The organism is Siccirubricoccus deserti, from assembly GCF_014283215.1.
Taxonomy (GTDB): Bacteria; Pseudomonadota; Alphaproteobacteria; order Acetobacterales; family Acetobacteraceae; genus Siccirubricoccus; species Siccirubricoccus deserti.
The window spans coordinates 1-17219 of sequence record NZ_JACOMF010000026.1 but is presented as its reverse complement, the minus strand read 5'-3'; the positions used below and the strand labels follow the sequence as shown (position 1 = coordinate 17219).

General features: G+C 70.9%; 19 protein-coding genes and 1 pseudogene. 16 read left to right on the top strand and 4 right to left on the bottom strand.

The window, feature by feature from the left end; genetic code table 11:
• Positions 1-54 precede the first annotated feature (54 nt).
• From ribD to thiL, 6 genes are read left to right on the top strand one after another with little or no spacing between them, the layout of a single operon-like run.
• Positions 55-1158 (top strand): bifunctional diaminohydroxyphosphoribosylaminopyrimidine deaminase/5-amino-6-(5-phosphoribosylamino)uracil reductase RibD, encoded by a 1104-nt coding sequence (ribD, locus tag H7965_RS18350; protein WP_186772040.1) that lies wholly within the window; start codon positions 55-57, stop codon positions 1156-1158.
• Positions 1140-1778, top strand: coding sequence for a riboflavin synthase (locus tag H7965_RS18345; protein ID WP_186772039.1), 639 nt, complete (start codon positions 1140-1142; stop codon positions 1776-1778). Before ribD ends, H7965_RS18345 begins: the two co-directional genes overlap by 19 nt.
• 3 nt (positions 1779-1781) lie before the next feature.
• Complete coding sequence (gene ribB / locus H7965_RS18340; protein ID WP_456308171.1) at positions 1782-2924, top strand: 3,4-dihydroxy-2-butanone-4-phosphate synthase; 1143 nt, start codon at positions 1782-1784, stop codon at positions 2922-2924.
• The gene (gene ribH / locus H7965_RS18335; RefSeq protein WP_186772037.1) at positions 2921-3415 is read left to right on the top strand and encodes a 6,7-dimethyl-8-ribityllumazine synthase; all 495 of its coding nucleotides are present in this window, start codon (positions 2921-2923) and stop codon (positions 3413-3415) included. The genes ribB and ribH overlap by 4 nt, the downstream gene beginning before the upstream one ends.
• Positions 3415-4065 (top strand): transcription antitermination factor NusB, encoded by a 651-nt coding sequence (gene nusB, locus H7965_RS18330; RefSeq protein ID WP_186772036.1) that lies wholly within the window; start codon positions 3415-3417, stop codon positions 4063-4065. The genes ribH and nusB overlap by 1 nt, the downstream gene beginning before the upstream one ends.
• Before the next feature lie 4 nt (positions 4066-4069).
• Positions 4070-5038: a thiamine-phosphate kinase gene (thiL, locus tag H7965_RS18325; protein WP_186772035.1), complete on the top strand. Its 969-nt coding sequence runs from the start codon at positions 4070-4072 to the stop codon at positions 5036-5038.
• A 228-nt stretch (positions 5039-5266) separates the two neighbouring features.
• Here thiL and H7965_RS18320 read toward each other — a convergent pair whose 3' ends face one another.
• Positions 5267-5782, bottom strand: a complete 516-nt coding sequence (locus H7965_RS18320) for an outer membrane protein assembly factor BamE (protein WP_186772034.1) — start codon at positions 5780-5782, stop codon at positions 5267-5269.
• Between the two features lie 112 nt (positions 5783-5894).
• Between H7965_RS18320 and H7965_RS18315 the strand changes: the two genes are divergently transcribed.
• The 8 genes and pseudogenes from H7965_RS18315 to folE all read left to right on the top strand — a co-directional run bounded on the left by H7965_RS18315 (position 5895) and on the right by folE (position 10993).
• Positions 5895-6461 carry a ubiquinol-cytochrome C chaperone family protein gene (locus tag H7965_RS18315; protein WP_186772033.1) on the top strand — a complete coding sequence of 189 codons (567 nt, stop codon included), beginning with the start codon at positions 5895-5897 and terminating at the stop codon, positions 6459-6461.
• Complete coding sequence (locus tag H7965_RS18310; protein WP_186772032.1) at positions 6451-6942, top strand: YceD family protein; 492 nt, start codon at positions 6451-6453, stop codon at positions 6940-6942. The genes H7965_RS18315 and H7965_RS18310 overlap by 11 nt, the downstream gene beginning before the upstream one ends.
• A 123-nt stretch (positions 6943-7065) precedes the next feature.
• Positions 7066-7266 carry a 50S ribosomal protein L32 gene (gene rpmF, locus H7965_RS18305; protein WP_186772031.1) on the top strand — a complete coding sequence of 67 codons (201 nt, stop codon included), beginning with the start codon at positions 7066-7068 and terminating at the stop codon, positions 7264-7266.
• Between the two features lie 35 nt (positions 7267-7301).
• A complete protein-coding gene (gene plsX / locus H7965_RS18300) occupies positions 7302-8354 on the top strand; it encodes a phosphate acyltransferase PlsX (protein ID WP_186772030.1) in 1053 nt (350 codons plus the stop codon).
• Between the two features lie 30 nt (positions 8355-8384).
• The gene (locus H7965_RS18295) at positions 8385-9365 is read left to right on the top strand and encodes a beta-ketoacyl-ACP synthase III (protein WP_222440695.1); all 981 of its coding nucleotides are present in this window, start codon (positions 8385-8387) and stop codon (positions 9363-9365) included.
• A 77-nt stretch (positions 9366-9442) separates the two neighbouring features.
• Complete coding sequence (locus H7965_RS18290) at positions 9443-9778, top strand: integration host factor subunit alpha (protein ID WP_261394287.1); 336 nt, start codon at positions 9443-9445, stop codon at positions 9776-9778.
• A gap of 3 nt (positions 9779-9781) precedes the next feature.
• Positions 9782-10075, top strand: a pseudogene (locus H7965_RS31780) (MerR family transcriptional regulator); the annotation flags it as partial.
• A 333-nt stretch (positions 10076-10408) separates the two neighbouring features.
• Entirely contained in the window at positions 10409-10993 is a 585-nt protein-coding gene (folE, locus tag H7965_RS18280; RefSeq protein ID WP_186772027.1) for a GTP cyclohydrolase I FolE, read from the top strand.
• Between the two features lie 300 nt (positions 10994-11293).
• Here folE and H7965_RS18275 read toward each other — a convergent pair whose 3' ends face one another.
• Complete coding sequence (locus H7965_RS18275; protein ID WP_186772026.1) at positions 11294-11743, bottom strand: type II 3-dehydroquinate dehydratase; 450 nt, start codon at positions 11741-11743, stop codon at positions 11294-11296.
• A gap of 58 nt (positions 11744-11801) precedes the next feature.
• A complete protein-coding gene (locus tag H7965_RS18270) occupies positions 11802-13691 on the bottom strand; it encodes an ABC transporter transmembrane domain-containing protein (RefSeq protein ID WP_186772025.1) in 1890 nt (629 codons plus the stop codon).
• On the opposite strand from H7965_RS18270, the gene H7965_RS18265 reads away from it, so the two are divergent.
• Positions 13690-14958: an MmgE/PrpD family protein gene (locus tag H7965_RS18265; protein WP_186772024.1), complete on the top strand. Its 1269-nt coding sequence runs from the start codon at positions 13690-13692 to the stop codon at positions 14956-14958. The genes H7965_RS18270 and H7965_RS18265 overlap by 2 nt on opposite strands.
• Positions 14959-15131: 173 nt before the next feature.
• On the top strand, positions 15132-15959 hold the full coding sequence (locus H7965_RS18260; protein ID WP_186772023.1) for a class I SAM-dependent methyltransferase: 828 nt from the start codon (positions 15132-15134) through the stop codon (positions 15957-15959).
• Positions 15960-16032: 73 nt separating this feature from the next.
• Here the strand turns inward: H7965_RS18260 and H7965_RS18255 are convergent, their stop codons facing one another.
• On the bottom strand, positions 16033-17013 hold the full coding sequence (locus tag H7965_RS18255; protein ID WP_186772022.1) for a Bug family tripartite tricarboxylate transporter substrate binding protein: 981 nt from the start codon (positions 17011-17013) through the stop codon (positions 16033-16035).
• Between the last annotated feature and the right edge of the window lie 206 nt (positions 17014-17219).

The window sequence follows — 17219 nt, the reverse complement described above, 5'->3', positions numbered from 1 at the left end:
ACCCCCATGGCTGATTCCGACGCGGGTCCCGATCCCGAAGGGGATGCGGCCCATATGGCCGCTGCCCTGGCCCTGGCCCGCCGCGGCCTCGGCAATACCTGGCCCAACCCGGCGGTCGGCTGCGTGCTGGTGCGCGACGGCCAGGTGGTCGGCCGCGGCTGGACCCAGCCCGGCGGCCGGCCGCATGCCGAGGCCGAGGCGCTGGCCCGGGCAGGGGAGGCGGCCCGCGGCGCCACTGCCTATGTCACCCTGGAACCCTGCTCCCACTGGGGTCGCACCCCGCCCTGCTGCGACGCGCTGATCCGCGCCGGCGTGCGCCGCGTGGTGGTGGCGACCGGCGACCCCGACCCGCGGGTCGACGGCCGCGGGCTGCAGCGGCTTCGGGATGCCGGGGTGATCGTGGAACTCGGCCTCGGCGGCGCCGCGGCCCGGGCCGACAATGCCGGCTTCGCCCGCCGCATCACCCGTGGCCTGCCTCTGGTGACGCTGAAACTCGCGACCACGCTGGACGGCCGCATCGCCACCTCCACCGGCGAGAGCAAATGGATCACCGGGCCGGAGGCACGCCGCGCCGCCCATGCCATCCGCGCCAGCCACGACGCCATCCTGGTCGGCAGCGGCACGGTGCTGGCCGATGACCCGGAGCTCACCTGCCGCATCCCCGGCATGGCCCGGGTGCCGCTGGCCCGGGTCGTCGCCGATTCCCGGCTGCGCACCCCGATCGCCTCCCGCCTGGTGACGACGGCGCGGGAGATGCCGACCTGGATCGCCACCCGCACCGGGCAGAAGCCGGCGTCCCTGGCTCCCTACCAGGCCGCCGGCGTCGATATATTGACGGTGCGGCGGGAGCGGCGGGGGCTCGATCTGGCGGCGCTGCTCGGCGCGCTGGCGCAGCGCGGGGTGACGCGGGTGATGGCCGAGGGGGGGGCCGGGCTGGCGGCCGCGTTGCTCAGGGCCGGCCTGGTCCAGCGCCTCGCCTGGTTCCACGCCCCCGGCATCATCGGCGGCGACGGCCTGCCCGCGGTGCAGCCCTTGCCGCTGGACCTGCTTTCCGCCATGCCCAGATTCCGGCGCGTGGCGAGCCGCCCCGTCGGCCAGGACTGGCTGACCGAACTCGTCCACGAGGAGACCTCGGACCAATGTTCACCGGGATCGTGACCGACCTTGGCACGGTGCGTGAGATCCAGCCGATCGGCGAGGGCCAGGACATGCGCCTCGTCATCGGCACCTCGCCGGCCTTCCTCGCACAGCCACAGCCGGCGGTCATCGGCGCCTCCATCGCCTGCTCGGGCTGCTGCCTGACGGCGGTGCAGCTCGGCGGCGACTGGTTCGCCGTGGATGCCTCGGCCGAAACCCTGTCGAAGACCACGCTCGGGCTGTTGCGGGCCGGCAGCCGGATCAATCTTGAACGCTCGTTGCGGATCGGCGACGAGCTGGGCGGGCATCTGGTCTCCGGCCATGTCGATGGCGTGGCCGAGGTGCTGTCGGCGGTGCCGGAGAATGCCTCGGTGCGCTGGCGCTTCCGCCTGCCGCCAGGATTGTCACGCTTCGTTGCCGAGAAGGGCTCCATCGCCATCGACGGCGTTTCCCTTACGGTGAACGAGGTTGACGGGGACGTGTTCGGGGTCAACATCATCCCGCACACCGCGGCCGTGACCACCTTCGGCACCCTGCAGCCGGGCGGGCGCGTGAACATCGAGATCGACACGCTGGCGCGGTACGTAGCGCGGCTGGTGGCGGCGGATCCGGGCGCCATCGGTGCGCGAAGCGTAGTGTAGAGGATGCCGCCGATGACTGTTTCGCTGCCGCAAAAAGCCAGCTTTGCCGAATTCATCTCCCCGACCGAGGAGCTGATCGAGGAGGCACGGCGCGGCCGCATGTTCATCCTGGTGGATGACGAGGACCGCGAGAACGAGGGCGACCTCGTCATTCCCGGCCAGTTCGCCACGCCGGACGCGATCAATTTCATGGCCAAATACGCCCGCGGCCTGATCTGCCTGGCGCTCGGGCGGCCGCGGGTGGAACAGCTCGGCCTGCCGCTGATGGCCGCGGCCAACGGCACCCGCCACGCCACCGCCTTCACCGTCTCGATCGAGGCGAAGGAGGGGGTGACCACCGGCATCTCGGCGGCCGACCGTGCCCATACCATCGCGGTGGCGATCAACCCCGAGATGGGCCGCGACGACATCGTCACCCCCGGCCATATCTTTCCGCTGATGGCCCGCGACGGCGGCACGCTGGTGCGGGCCGGGCATACCGAGGCCTCGGTGGATCTGGCGCGGCTGGCCGGGCTCAACCCCTCCGGCGTGATCTGCGAGATCATGAACGACGACGGCACCATGGCGCGGATGCCGGATCTCGTCGCCTTCGCCCAGCATCATGGGCTGAAGCTCGGCACCATCGCCGACCTGATCGCGCATCGCCGGCGGACCGAACGGCTGGTGCGGCGCATCCAGGAAAGCCACATCGACCACCCGATCGGCGGCGAGTGGCAGTTGGTGGTCTACACCAACACGCTGGAGTACGCCGAGCATCTGGCGCTGGTGAAGGGTGATGTCTCGGCGCCCGGCGCGGTGCATGTGCGGATGCACGCCGCCAACCTGCTGCACGACATCATCGCCGGCACCGGCACCCGCGACCTGCACGATGCGATGCGGATGATCGCCGCGGCCGGGCGCGGCGTCGTCGTCGTCATCCGCGACTGGCGCTTGACCAACATGAGCGAGCAGGTGAAGCGCAACAAGGATCGTCGCGTTGCACCGCCGGAGATCCGCGACTATGGGATCGGCGCCCAGATCCTGGCGGATCTCGGCGTGCGCGACATGGTGCGGCTGTCGAACAACCCGCGGCCGATCGTTGGCCTCGAAGGCTATGGCCTCAGGGTGCTGGAATCGAAGCCGCTGGTCCGGAAGGATAGGGAATGAGTACGATTGATGCGCCGGAGCGCGTGGCGCAGCCCATCCCAGGCTCGGCGCCGCGGCTGCTGGTGATCCAGGCGCCGTACTATGAGGCGGTGGTCACCGGCATGCGGCGCGGCGCGGAGCGGGTGCTCGGCGAGGCCGGGGCACAGGTGACGGTGGTTGACGTCGCCGGCGCCTTCGAGCTGCCGGCGGCGCTGCGTATGGCTCTGGCACAGGGTGCGCTGCCGGGCGGTACCGGCTTTGACGGTTTTCTGCTGCTCGGCTGCGTGGTGAAGGGCGAGACCGACCATTACGATTTCATCTGCTCGGCGGTCTGCCAGGGCGTGATGGATGTCAGCACCGCCAGCGGCGCCGCCATCGGCTTCGGGCTGCTCACCGTCGACACGCTGCAGCAGGCGGTGGCGCGCTCCGCCGAGGATCGCCACAACAAGGGCGCCGAGGCGGCGCATGCGCTGCTCGGCCAGGTGGCGCTGCGGCGGCGCTGGGGCCTGTGATGGCCGGCGAGAAATCCGCGACTCCCGAACTCGACCGCCTGCGTGCCGAGATCGCGGCGGAACAGCCGGAAGCCGCAGCCGCGACGCCGCCGAAGCCCGCCGACGCGAAGCGTCCCGGCAAGGGCAAGCCGCAGCGCGGCGGCGCGCCGGCGCCCCAGCAGCGTGGCCGGCCGCGCACCGGGGCCAGGGTCGCGGCGGTGCAGGCGCTCTACCAGAGCGAGCACACGGGCGAGCCGGCCGAATCCGTTGTCGCGCAATTCCTCCGCCACCGCATCGGCAGCGCCGCCGGCGATGGCGGCTTCGAGGATGGCCGCGTGCCGGAGGCGGATGCGCCGCTGTTCTCCGCCATCGTCCGCCGTGCCGCGAAGCATGGCGCGACCTTGGACGGCATTATCGCCGGGCATCTGGACGCCGGATGGCCGTTGACCAAGCTCGACCCGGTTCTGCGTGCCCTGCTGCGCGCCGCCTGTGCCGAGCTGTGGGAGGCCAGGGAGCCGCCCGCCCGGGTGGTGATCAACGAGTACCTCGACATCGCCCATGGTTTCTTCGGCGGCGAGGAGCCGCGCTTCGCCAACGGCGTGCTCGACGCCATGGCGCGCGCCCTGCGGGCGGAGGAATTCGCCGGCGCGCCGCGTCGCGCCGGCCCCTGAGCCAATGGGCTTGCCGGGCGAATTCGCCCTGATCGCCCGGCATTTCCGCCGCCTCGCCGGCCCTGCCGCGCTGGACCTCAAGGATGACGCGGCGGTGCTGGACCCGCCGCCCGGCCGGCAGCTGGTGCTGGCGGCGGATGCGATGGTCGCCGGCGTGCATTTCCTCGCCGAGGATCCGCCGGAGACCATCGGCCGCAAGCTGCTGCGGGTGAACCTGTCCGACCTCGCTGCCATGGGGGCGACGCCGCTCGGCTATCTGATGACCACGGCGCTGCCGCCCGGCACCTCGGACGCCTGGCTCGGCCGTTTCGTCGACGGGTTGGCGGCGGATCAGGCAGCCTTCGGGCTCTCGGTGCTCGGCGGCGATACCGTTTCCATCCCGGGACCGATGACGCTGTCGCTGACCATCCTCGGCAGCGTGGCGCCGGGGGCGGCGCTGCGGCGGCAGGGGGCGCGGCCGGGGGATGCGCTCTGGGTCTCCGGCACGCTGGGCGACGGGGCGCTCGGGCTGCGGGTGTTGCAGGGCAAGCTGCCGGGTGATGCCGCGGGGCATCTGGCGCGGCGCTACCGGCTGCCGGAGCCGCGCCTGGCGCTGGGTTCGGCGCTTGCCGGGGTGGCGCGGGCGACGATGGATGTCTCGGACGGGCTGGTCCAGGATCTCGGGCATCTCTGCCGGGCAGGGGGGTGTGGCGCGGTGCTGAAGGCGGATTCAGTACCGCTGTCGCCCGCCGCCCGCGCCCTGGTCGAAGCCGATCCGGCGCTGCTGCCGCTGCTCCTGACCGGCGGCGATGACTACGAGCTGCTGTTCGCCGCGCCGGCCACGGCGGAGGCCGAGATCCTCGCCCGTGCCGCCGCCGCCGGCGTCGCCGTCACCCTGATCGGCGGGTTCGTCGCCGGGCCGCCGGAGGTGCAGGTGCGGGGCCCGGACGGGGCGCCGATGACCCTGCCGGCGGGCGGCTGGAGCCATTTCTGATTCGGCGGCCTACCCATCAAGGCCGCGCAAGGGCCTGACCCGCGCATCTGCTGATGATCGCTACAGGCCGAGGCACCCGGCCCACCGCGATCCGCCTCATGGAGGGCATCAGTACCGGACACTTTCTGGTGTCCTCCGGCGGCTTTGCCGCGGCAGGCGTACCGAAGCGCCGATCGGGACCGATCGCTGAGGCCGCGCAGAGCCGCGACACGGTTTCGCGGAGAAGCCCTAGCGGATCTGCCCCGGCCCCGGTGCCATGGTACCCGGCCCGGTTCCGGCCTGCGCGGCGCCCGGGCCGATCCGGCCGACATTGCCGAACAACGCCTGCAGCAGCGTCCGCTCATTGCCCGGGCTCGGGGTCTCGCGCGCCACCATCGCCACCGGCTGGCCATCCTCGGCACCGAGGGTCTTCACCTCGCGCACCACGCCGCGCTCGTCGAATTGCACCACCACGGTCCGCTGGTCGCTCACCGCCAGCTCCCGGCCCGGCCGGGCCCGGGTGTTGCTGCTGATATAATACCAGCTGTTGTCGTCGAAGGTGCTCGACTGGGTGGGGGAGCCGAGCAGCGACTGGACATCCTGGCGGGTCTGTACCCCCGGGGTGATCTGCGCCAGCAACTCATCGGTCACCCGGTTGCCGCGCTGGACGACGGGCGAATCGAACACGCTGCACCCGGGCAGCAGGAGCATTGCTCCAAGTGCCAGGGCTCGCGCTGCGTTGACCGTACGGGTGGGGCGATCCATGTCTCGTTCCAGCTGGCCGGCCGTCCGAGGGTGCCCCCCGGGCCGGCCCTGCCGCGAATGCCATCTTGCCACGGCACGGTCAACCGCGCCGCCAGTTGAAGGACCGCCGCCCATGGGCCTCCTCGCCCTGTTCCGCCGCCGGCCGCATGAGCGGGCCGGCTTCGAGCTGTATGGCGCGGCTGTCGCCGCGGCACGCGACCCCTGGTTCTTCGGTGGCCTCGGCGTGCCGGATTCACTCGATGGCCGGTTCGACCTGGTCGGGCTGCATGTGGCGCTGGTCATCCACCGGCTGCGCAACGACCCTGACCCGCGCGGCGCGGCGTTGGCCCAGGCGGTGTTCGACGCCATGTTCGCCGACATGGACATGAACCTGCGGGAGATGGGGGTCGGCGATATGGTCGTCGGCAAGCGGATGAAGCGGATGTGGGAGGCCTTCCACGGCCGCGCCCATGCCTATGAGGCGGCGATCGACGCCGGCGACGCCACGGCGCTGGCCGAGGCGCTGCGGCGCAACGTCTGGCGGGCCGAGGCCACCGGCGGCGACCCGCCGGCCGGGGCACGGGCGCTGGCGGCCCAGGCGATGCGTGCGGCGGCGGCGCTGGCGGCACAGCCCTTCGCCAGCCTGCTGCGCGGCACGGCGCAGTTCCCGGCCCCGGAGCGCCCTGCCGATGCAGCCTGAATTCTCCCGCCCCCTGCCGCTCGGCACGGTCGGCCCGGCCGGCCGCCATGTGGAGATCACTGCGACTCCGGCGGAATGCGAGGCGCTGAGCCGGCGCTTTCACCTGCTCGGCATCGCCGCCCTGGCCGCGGAACTGCGGCTCACGCCGGAGCCGGACGGCGCGGTGCGGGCCGAGGGACGCTTCACCGCGACGGTCACCCAGGCCTGCATCGTCACCCTGGAGCCGGTCGAGCAGCAGATGGCGGAGTCGCTCGCCTTCCGCCTGCTGCCGCCGGAGCAGGAGGAGGCCGACGGCCCCGAGGACCTCGACGAGATCGCCTGCCCCGATGGCGTCGCCGACCTGGGCGAGGCGGTTGCCGAGCAGCTTGCCCTGGCGCTCGACCCCTATCCCCGGGCTCCGGGCGCGGAATTGCCGCCGGAAGCGCAGGATGGCCAGACCGGCGCCTTCGCCGCCTTGGCGACGCTGCGGCGGCCGCAATGACCGGCACCTGCGGCCGCGCAACCGCGGCGGAAAGCACGGCAACTTGCGTGCCGGGGGGCAGGGTGCTACAGCGCCGCGCTCCCGTTGAATCCCGCTAAGGCTTGAAAAGGAAGGCTCGGCACCATGGCCGTTCCGAAGAAGAAGGTTTCGCCCTCCCGCCGCGGCATGCGCCGCGCGCATGAGGCGCTCCCGCGCGAGAACCATGCCGAGTGCCCCAACTGCGGTGAGCTGAAGCGCTCGCACCATGTGTGCAGCTCCTGCGGCTACTACGACAGCCGCGAGGTCATCGCCGCCGAGGCCGTCAAGGGCGTCGTCCGCACCTGAGCCACACGGGGCAGCTTGGCGGAGGCCCGCAAGCCGTGTCGCAAACCTTCTCCCTGGCGATCGATGCCATGGGGGGCGACAACGCACCCGACATCGTGCTGGATGGGTTGGAATTGGCTGCCGAGCGGCATCCAAAGGCCCGCTTCCTGCTGATCGGTGATGAGGCCAGGATCGGTGCGATGCTCGCGCGGCGGCCGCGCGCGGCGAAGCTCTGCATGTTGCGGCACGCGCCCGGCGTCATCTCGGCGGAGATGAAGCCAACCGCGGCGCTGCGCCAGGGCCGCAACAGTTCCATGCGCCTGGCGATCGACGCCGTGGCCAGTGGCGAGGCGAGCGGCGTGGTCTCAGCCGGGAACACCGGTGCGCTGATGGCGTTGGCGAAGATCGTGGTGAAGACGCTGCCGGAGATCGACCGGCCGGCGCTCGCGGCCATCACCCCCTCGGCACGCGGCGATGTGGTGATGCTCGACCTCGGCGCCAATGTGCAGTGCGATGCCCGCAACTTGGTGGAATTCGCCGTCATGGGGGACACCTTCGCCCGCGCCGTGCTCGGCCTGACCGCGCCGAGCTTCGGCCTGCTCAACGTCGGCTCCGAGGAGCTGAAGGGCGATGAGCGGGTGCGCCAAGCCGCCGAGGTGCTCCGCGAAAGCCATATCGGGCCGAATTTCCACGGCTTCATCGAAGGCCATGACATCGCCGCCGGTACCGTCGACGTGGTGGTCACCGACGGCTTCACCGGGAATGTCGCGCTGAAGACCGGGGAGGGCGCGCTTAAGCTGATGCGCGACCTGCTGCGCCAGGTCTTCACCAGCAGCGTCCCGGCGCGGATGGGCTACCTGCTGGCCCGCCCGGCGCTCGACCGGCTGCGCGAATGGATGGACCCGCGCCGCTACAACGGTGCCATCCTGCTCGGCCTGAACGGCGTGGTGGTGAAGTCGCATGGCGGCACCGACGCCACCGGCTTCGCCCATGCCGTCGATGTGGCGATGGACATGGTGACCCACCGCTTCAACGACCGCATCCGCGAGGGCCTGTCCATGCTCTCCACCCCGGCGCGGGTGCCGGTGCCCGCAACCGCGCCGCGTTAACCCTCTGGCCGCTGAATCCCGGAACGTGCCATGACCATCCGCTCCCTGATTGCCGGCTGTGGCGGCTACCTGCCGGAACGGGTGGTGCGCAACGACCAGTTGGCAGCCGAATTCGGCATCGAGACCTCCGACGCCTGGATCACCGAGCGCACCGGCATTCGCCAGCGCCACATCGCCGCGCCGGGCGAGACCGCTTCCTCCATGGGCGCCGCGGCGGCGCTTCAGGCGCTGGAACGCGCCGGCATTCCGGCCGCGGCGGTCGATTGCGTCATCGTCGCCACCGCGACGCCGGACAGCGCCTTCCCGGCCACGGCGGTGCGGGTCCAGGCCGCCATCGGCGCCGGGCCGGGCTTCGCCTTCGACCTGGCGGCCGCCTGCACCGGCTTCATCTACGCCCTCGGCGCCGCGGATGCGCTGATCCGCACCGGCCAGGCGCGCTGCGCCCTGGTAATCGGCGCCGAGACCTATTCCCGCATCCTCGACTGGACCGACCGCGGCACCTGCGTGCTGTTCGGCGATGGCGCCGGGGCGGTGGTGCTGACGGCCGGGGAAGGCGCGGGTGATGCCACCGACCGCGGCATCCTTTCCACCCACATGCATTCCGACGGGCGATTCGCCGATATCCTGCACATCGAGGGTGGCGCCGGCAGCACCGGCGGCACCGGCCTGCTGCGGATGGCAGGGCGGGAGGTGTTCCGCCATGCCGTCTCCAAGCTCGCCGCCGTGGTCGATCAGGCGCTGACGGCGAATGGGCTGGCGCAGTCTGATATCCGTTGGCTGGTGCCGCACCAGGCCAACCTTCGCATCATCGACGCCATGGGCAGGAAGCTTGGCCTGCCGAAGGACCGGGTGGTGGTGACGGTGGACCGCCACGCCAACACCTCCGCCGCTTCCATCCCGCTGGCGCTGGCCGATGCCTCGGCCCGCGGGCTGATCGAGCGCGGCGACCTGGTGGTGATGGAGGCGATCGGCGGCGGCCTGACCTGGGGTGCCACCCTGGCACGTTTCTGAGCGCCCGTTCCCGAGGCATTTTCACCACCGAGGTTGACGGCCGCGGCGGATACCGGTTTCCTAGCTGCCAGAATGACTTGCAGGACCGGGCTCAGACCATGAACACGTTGACGCGGGCCAACCTGGCCGAGGCGATCTATTCCCAGGTCGGGCTGTCGCGCAATGAATCCTCCGCCTTGCTGGAGACGGTGCTGGAGCGCGTCGCCGCCACCCTCGAGGCCGGCGAGGCGGTGAAGATCTCCGCCTTCGGCACTTTCATGGTGCGGCAGAAGGGCCAGCGGGTCGGCCGCAATCCGAAGACCGGCATCGAGGTGCCGATCCTGCCGCGCAAGGTACTGTCCTTCCGCCCCTCCCAGGTGCTGAGGGCGCGGATCAACGGCCAGCCGGTGCCGCGCGGTGAGCAGGACCAATGAGCGATTGCCGTGAGTGATCCTGGTACGGACGGCCGCCCACGGGCGCAGAAGGCGCCAACCGCCTTCCGGACCATCTCCGAGGTCGCCGACGACCTGCAGATCCCGCAGCATGTGCTGCGCTTCTGGGAGACGAAATTCCCCCAGCTCAAGCCGCTGAAGCGCGGCGGCGGCCGGCGCTACTACCGGCCGGAGGATATCGCCCTGCTGCGGCGCATCTCCGACCTGCTCTACACCCAGGGCTACACCATCAAGGGCGTGCAGCGGCTGCTGCGGGAAGGCGGGCTGGAGGACGCCGAGCTGGCGCTGCACGAGCCGCCGGAGTCAGGCGCCGCCAGCCTGCGCGCGGTGCTGGAGGATCTGGAGGACATCGCCGGCGAGCTGCACGCGCTGGCCGGGCGTTAGGGCGGTTCTGCTGCGGCCGCTGTGCCGCGCCGCCAACCATGGCGCTGTGGTTGATCCGGGCCGCGACCACTACGGCGGGGGCCGGCTACCGCATCCTGCACCAGGTGCAGCCTGGCGCCGGTCGGCTCGGCCGAGACCTGCCCAGCCTTCGCCCCCGACCGGCCGTTCGCAGAGGCGGCGGCCGAACGCCAGCCTTGCAACGGCGTTGAGCCCGCAAGGAGAATTGCCATGTCGCACGTCGAACGACCCAGTCGTGCCGAGGCCGAGGCCGCCATCCGCACCCTGATCCGCTGGGCCGGCGACGACCCGGCGCGCGAGGGGCTGCACGACACGCCCGCCCGCGTCGCCCGCGCCTATGAGGAATTCTTCGCCGGCTACGCCATCGACCCGGTCGCGTTGCTGGAACGTACCTTCGCCGAGACCGAGGGCTATGACGAGATCGTCCTGCTGAAGAACATTCGGCTGGAGAGCTATTGCGAGCACCATATGGTGCCGATCATCGGGGTCGCGCATGTCGCCTACCTGCCGGCGCATCGCGTCGTCGGCATCAGCAAGTTGGCCCGGGTGGTGCACGCCTATGCCAAGCGCTTGCAGATCCAGGAGAAGCTGACGGCCCAGATCGCCAATACCATCGAGGCGGTGCTGAAGCCGAAGGGGGTCGGCGTGGTGATCGAGAGCGAGCACCAATGCATGACCACCCGCGGCGTGCACCAGCACGGCGCGTCGATGGTCACCAGCCGCATGCTGGGCGCCTTCCGCGATGATGCGAATACGCGGCGGGAGCTAATGGCGCTGATCAAGGCGCCGGCCTAGCAGGCTGCGGAGAAGCGCAGGCCACGCTCGTGACAGCCACCTCCTCGTCGCGGCCCGGCCTGACCGGCCGTTTCCAACCAACTGATTTTTTCTAAGGATCCGGATGCACGGGTCAAGCCCGCGCATGACGAAAACAGGAGTGCACCGCCCTGTTATTCCGTGGTCTGGTAGAGGTGTGATCGCGGAGCGGCGCGAATGCCCCGGAGCGTGCATCCGCTCTCGTTCAGGCATGAACGCAATCCGCTGCAGAGCGGATCGCGACGGGGCGCGACGGGCTGCTCCGGAAGGCGACCGCAACCATCAGCGGCGCGCCCCGGCGGCGATGAGCTCCGCCATGGCGCCGATCGCCAGTTCGTAGCCCAGCGGACCGAGCCCGCAGATCGTCGCGGTCGCCGCGCGGCTGATGAAGGTGGCGTGCCGGAAGGCCTCGCGCCGGTGAATATTGCTCATGTGGACCTCCAGCACCGGGCCATCGATCATCAGCAGCGCATCCATCACCGCGATGGAGGTGTAGGAGAGGCCGGCGGCGTTGATCAGCACGCCATCCGCCCTTTCCCTCGCCTCCTGGAGCCAGTCGATGAGCTGGCCCTCGTCATTGGTCTGGCGGCATTCCAGCACCAGCCCGGCACGCTCGGCGGCGGCGAGGCAGCGGGCGCGGATCGCCGGGAAGCTCCAGCTTCCATAGGTGCCGGAGCGGTCCAGTCCGTAGAGGTTGACATTCGGCCCGTTGAGGAAATAGGCGGTCGGCATCGGCGGTGCTCCTGCCGATATGGTTCCACGCGCCGCACCACGGCGCCAGCAGCTTCGCTCAGCCGGCTGCCGCGTCGCTGAGGCCGAATTGCAGCGCCGCCAGCCGGCCATAGAGCCCGCCTTCCCGCACCAGCGCCTCATGCGTGCCAATGGCGACGATCCGCCCCGCCTCCATCACCACGATGCGGTCGGCGCGGCGGACGGTGGCCAGGCGGTGCGCCACCACCAGCGTGGTGCGACCGCGCGCCAGCCGTTCCAGCGCCTGCTGCACCGCCTGCTCGCTTTCGGCATCCAGGGCGCTGGTCGCCTCGTCCAGCAGCAGCACCGCCGGGTCGCGCAGGATCGCGCGGGCGATCGCCACCCGCTGCCGCTGGCCGCCCGAGAGCATCACCCCCTTGGTGCCGAGGAAGCTGGCATAGCCCTGCGGCAACGCCGCCAGGAAGCCATCCGCGGCGGCGGCGCGGGCGGCGGCCACGACCTCGACCTCGGTCGCCTCCGGTCGGCCGAAGCGGATGTTGTCGGCGGCGCTGGCGGTGAAGATCACCGGATCCTGCGGCACCAGCCCCAGCCGCGCCCGCAGCGCCGCCGGATCCACCGCAGCGATGTCGGCACCATCCAGCGTGATGCGCCCCGACTGCGGGTCGTAAAAGCGCAGCAGCAGCTGCAGCACCGTGGTCTTGCCGGCGCCGGAAGGGCCGACCAGCGCCACCGTCTCGCCCGGCTCGACCGTCAGGCTGAAGCCCTCCAGCGCCGGCGGCTCGGGCCGCGTCGGGTAGCGGAAGCTGACATCCTCGAACCGGATCCGGCCTCGGGTCGGGGCGGGCAGCAAGGTTGGGCATGCCGGGGCGGTGATGCCGGGGTGGACCCGCAGCAGCTCCACCAGCCGCTCCGCCGCGCCGGCGGCGCGCTGGATCTCGCCCCAGACCTCGCTGAGCTGGGCGCCGGAACTGGCCATCAGCACGGCATAGAGCACGAAGGCGGACAGCTCCCCGCCACTCATCCGCCCCGCCAGCACGTCCCGCCCGCCGACCCAGAGGGCGAAGGTGATGGCGCCGAAGCCGAGCAGGATCACCGCCAGGATCAGCATCGCCCGGCTGCCGATGCGGCGCTGCGCCGCCACCACCGAAGCCTCGGCCTGGGCGGCATAGCGCCGCCGCTCCTCCGGCTCCCGGGTGAAGGCCTGGACCGTGCGGAGGCCATGGATCACCTCCTCCGCCGTCACCCCGAGGTCGGCGACGCGCTCCTGCACCGTGCGGCTCAGCCGCTTCTCCCGCCGGCCGAAGACCACCAGCGGCAGCACCACCAGCGGCACCACCACGGCGACCAGCCCGGCCAGCTTCAGGCTGGTCACCAGCAGCATGGCGAAGGCGCCGACCAGCATCAGCGCGTTGCGCAGCCCCTGCGACACCGCGGCGCCGATCAGCGCCTGCAGCAGCGCCACATCGGCGCTCAGGCGGGAGAGGATGTCGCCGGTCCGCGCCGTCTCGAACCAGGCCGGCGAGAGGCTCAGCAGATGGTCGAAGACCCGGCGCCGCAGGTCTGCGGCAACCCGCTCGCCCAGCCAGGTCACCAGCCAATAGCGGCTGCAGGAGGCGACGCCGAGCCCGGCGACGAGGCCGAACATCGCCAGGGCGGCGCTGTCCAGCCGTTCGGCGCTGGCACTGGCGAAGCCGGCATCGATCAGGTGCCGCAGCCCCTGGCCGAGCGAGAGCATCAGCCCGGCGGCGACCAGCAACGCCAGCCCGGCCAGGACAACCCGGCCTCGATAGGGCCGCAGGAAAGGCAGCAGCAAGGCGAGGGAGGCGATGCGGGAGGTAGAGGGCAGGGGCGGGATTCCGGATCGGGTGCCGAGGATAGCGCAAGTGAACGCCGAAGGTGAGGCGGGGGCGTGGCCACGCCCGGAGACACCACTAGCCGCTGCCCCACCGCCTCGGCACACTCCCCGCATGCCCGATGCGCTCCGTGACCACGCCGCCCTCGTCTTCGCCGATACCCTCGGCGCCATCCTCGCCGGCCATCGGGAGGCGAGCGTCGCCGCCTTGGTTGTCCGCCACGCCACCGGCGGCGTGCCGCTGATCGGCACCGCCGCCGCAGCGCCGCCGCCGATGGCCGCCTTCATCACCGGGCTGGCCGGCACCGCCGTGGAATTGGATGAGGGCAATTACGCTGCCGGCGGTCATCCGGCGATCCATGCCGTTGCCCCGGCTTTGGCCGAGGCCGCCGCCGCCGACCCGAGCGGCGAGGCGCTGCTCTCGGCGGTGATCGCCGGCTACCACGCCGGCTCACGCGTCGGCCATGCCATGCGGCTGCGGCCGGCGGCGCATCCGCATGGCACCTGGGGGGTGATCGGCGCCGCGGCAGCCGTCGCCGCGCTGCGCCGGCAGGATGCGGCGCGCACCCGGGCGACGCTGGAGGTGGCGGCCAGCCTGGGTCTTGCCACCAGCGCCACCGCCTCGCTCCGTGGTGGCTCGGTGCGCAATGTCTATGCCGGGGCGGCGGCGCAGAACGGCTTGCTGGCGGCGGATCTGGTGGAGGCCGGCATCACTGGCGAACCGGACGGCATTGCGGTGGTCTTCGGCCAGGTGATCGGCGAGGCGTTCGATGCCGCCGCCTATGCCGCCACGGCCGACCGCCCCTTCATCCTGGAGAGCTTCCTGAAGCAGCATGCTTGCTGTCGCGAGACCCAGGGTGCGCTGGAGGCGATCGAGCTGCTGCTGGCCGACGCGCCGATCCGGCCCGAGCAGGTCGAGGCGATCGAGGTCGCCACCTTCGCCTCCGCCGCCACCCTGGCGGAGCGGGCGCCGGTCTCGCCCATTGCCGGCCGCTTCAGCATCCCCTTCGCCGTGGCGACGCGCATCACCAAGGGCCATGCCTGGATCGAGGCCTTCGCCGAGGAGGCCATTGCCGACCCGCGGACCCGCGCCCTGGCGGCGAAGGTCACGGTGCGGGAAGCGCCGGAGTTCACCGCGCGCCAGCCGGGCGAGCGCCTCTGCCGGCTGCGGCTGCACCTGGCGGATGGCAGCGTGCGGGAGCGCATGGTCATCGGCACCCCCGGCGACCCCGACCGTCCGCTGCCGGAAGCGGCGCTGCGGGAGAAATTCCGCCGCAGCGTCGCGCCCGGCTTCGGCCCGCGCTGGGCGGAGATGTGGGCCATGGCGCGCAACCCGGATGCGCTGCCGCGGGCGGCGACGCTGATCGAGACGTTCCGCATCTGACTGCGGGGCTGTGAGGCGCCGCAGCCGCGGCAAGGCCAGGGCCGTCCAGCCGTGCTGGAAATCTGCCCGCGGACCGGACCTTCGTAGGCCATAATATTGCTATATGATTATAAAAAGTGCATTAAGGCGCTACGAAATTCTTCCATGCAGAAGCGGTACGGGAAACACCAGCGATGATTGGCACCTTGGCCAGGCTTGCGACACCGCGTACCAACAAGAAGCAGCGCACCACCTATCGGGACCGCTATGTCATCGCGGGATGCCTGTCGGTGCTGGCCCTGCCGCTGGAGCGTATCTTCACGATCTTTGGCTCGGACAAGCAACTGCCGAACGAGCATTCCTACGGCGCCGCCTATGCCGCAGCCTTCCGCAAGCTGCGGTTCCGGCGCATCACCCTGCTGGAGATCGGCCTACTCAGCGGCGCATCCCTGCTGGCATGGCGGTGTTATTTCCCCTTCGCCACCACTATCGGTATGGATATCGAACCGAAATTCGGCATGGCGGGAGCAAAGACCCGCATCTATCAGGGCGACCAGAGTTCCGCCGGCGACCTCGAGGCTGTGGCCCGGAAGGAAGGCCCTTTTGACGTCATCATTGACGATGGGTCGCACATTAACGCACATCAGCTGTTCTCATTCGAGCGGCTGTTTCCGTACCTGAAGGATGGCGGGGTGTACGTCATCGAGGACGTTCAGACCTCCTACTGGCCAAGTGAGCACGGTGGCCCATCATGGGGCGGACGGCACGTCCATGATCCCGCATTTGCCGGCACCTGCGTGGGCGAATTCGTCGAGCTTGCGAAATACCTGAATTACTCGGAATTCCTCTCGCATGATGAGCTCGACTTGCGCCGGTTGGCGCTCGCCCGCAACATCACCCGCATCAGCTTCGAGCATAATCTGATCTTCGTTTGGAAAGGCCGGAACGAAGGCGCCTCAAATGCCCATCGCTATGCGCGGCCCGCATTGCAGGTGGCGGAGGCTGCCGAGCCCGGGCCCTGAAGCCGGGCCGATCTGCATCGGCGCGGCAGGGTGGAGCGGCCCTAGGCCCTGATGCAGCCTCATCGGCGCATGCTCAGCCCTCCAGCCGGACGCCGGTGCGGGCGACCACGTCGCGGTATTTCGCCTGCTCGCGGATGATGAAGGCCCTTGCCTCCTCCAGCCCGTTCGGGGCGCGCCAGGCATCGTGGCCGGCGGCCATCAGCCGGTCGCGCAGCGGGTCCTCGTGCAGGCTGGCGACCAGGGCGCGGTTGATGGCGCTGGCAATCGGCACCGGCATGCCGGGCGGGCCGACCAGGATGAACCAGGTGTCGAATTCGAAGCCGCGCACCCCGCTCTCGTTCAGGGTCGGCGTATCAGGATAGGTCGGGAAGCGCCGCTGGCCGGTGACGGCGACGCCCCGCACCATGCCGTCCCGCACCATCTGGTTGGCCGAGGCCAGGGCGGCGATGCCGAATTGGGCTTCCCCGGTGTGGATCGACTGCAGCATCTGCGCGCCACTGCGGTAGGGCACGTGCACGAAGCGGGTACCGAGGTGCTGGCCGAGCAACTCGGCGGCCAGATGCAGCACGCCGCCGACGCCGGAGGTGGCATAGGTGATGCTCTCGGGCGGGGCACGGCGCAGCGCCTCCACCGTCCCGGCGGCGTTGCGGCCGGGGAAGCGGTTGTTCACCACCAGAATCAACGGCGGCGCGCCGATGATGCCGAGATGGGTGAAGTCGCTCACCGGGTCGTAGCGATTCCAATTGGCGATGGCATTGGGCGCGATGGCATGGGACCCGGTCTCGGCCAGCAGCAGGGTGAAGCCATCCGCCGGCTGCCGCCGCAGCCATTCGCTGGCAACCGCCCCGGCCGCGCCGGGCCGGTTCTCCACGACGACGCGCGACCCGGCGCCGAGATGCGCCGCGAAGCGATCCGACAGCATGCGCGCCGCAATGTCGGTGGAGCCGCCCGGCGAATAGCCGGTGACGAGGCTGACCGGCCGTTCGGCGAAGCCCTGCGCCCGTGCCGCAAGCGGCAGCATGGCGAGGGCCGGCAGCAGGCTGCGGCGACGCATGATTGTCCTCCCGGGTGGTTTCTTGCCCGGGAGGAAAGCATCGGCCGAGGTAACGGGAAAGGATTTTTGGCGGGCGCCCTAGGCTCGGAACTCGATTACCGCTTTGAGTGGCCCGGCCGGTTGTGATTCGCTGCCCCTTGGGCATCAGGGGCTTGCGCATGTCGGTACTGTTCTGGCTGAGCGATGAGCAATGGTCGGCGATCGCG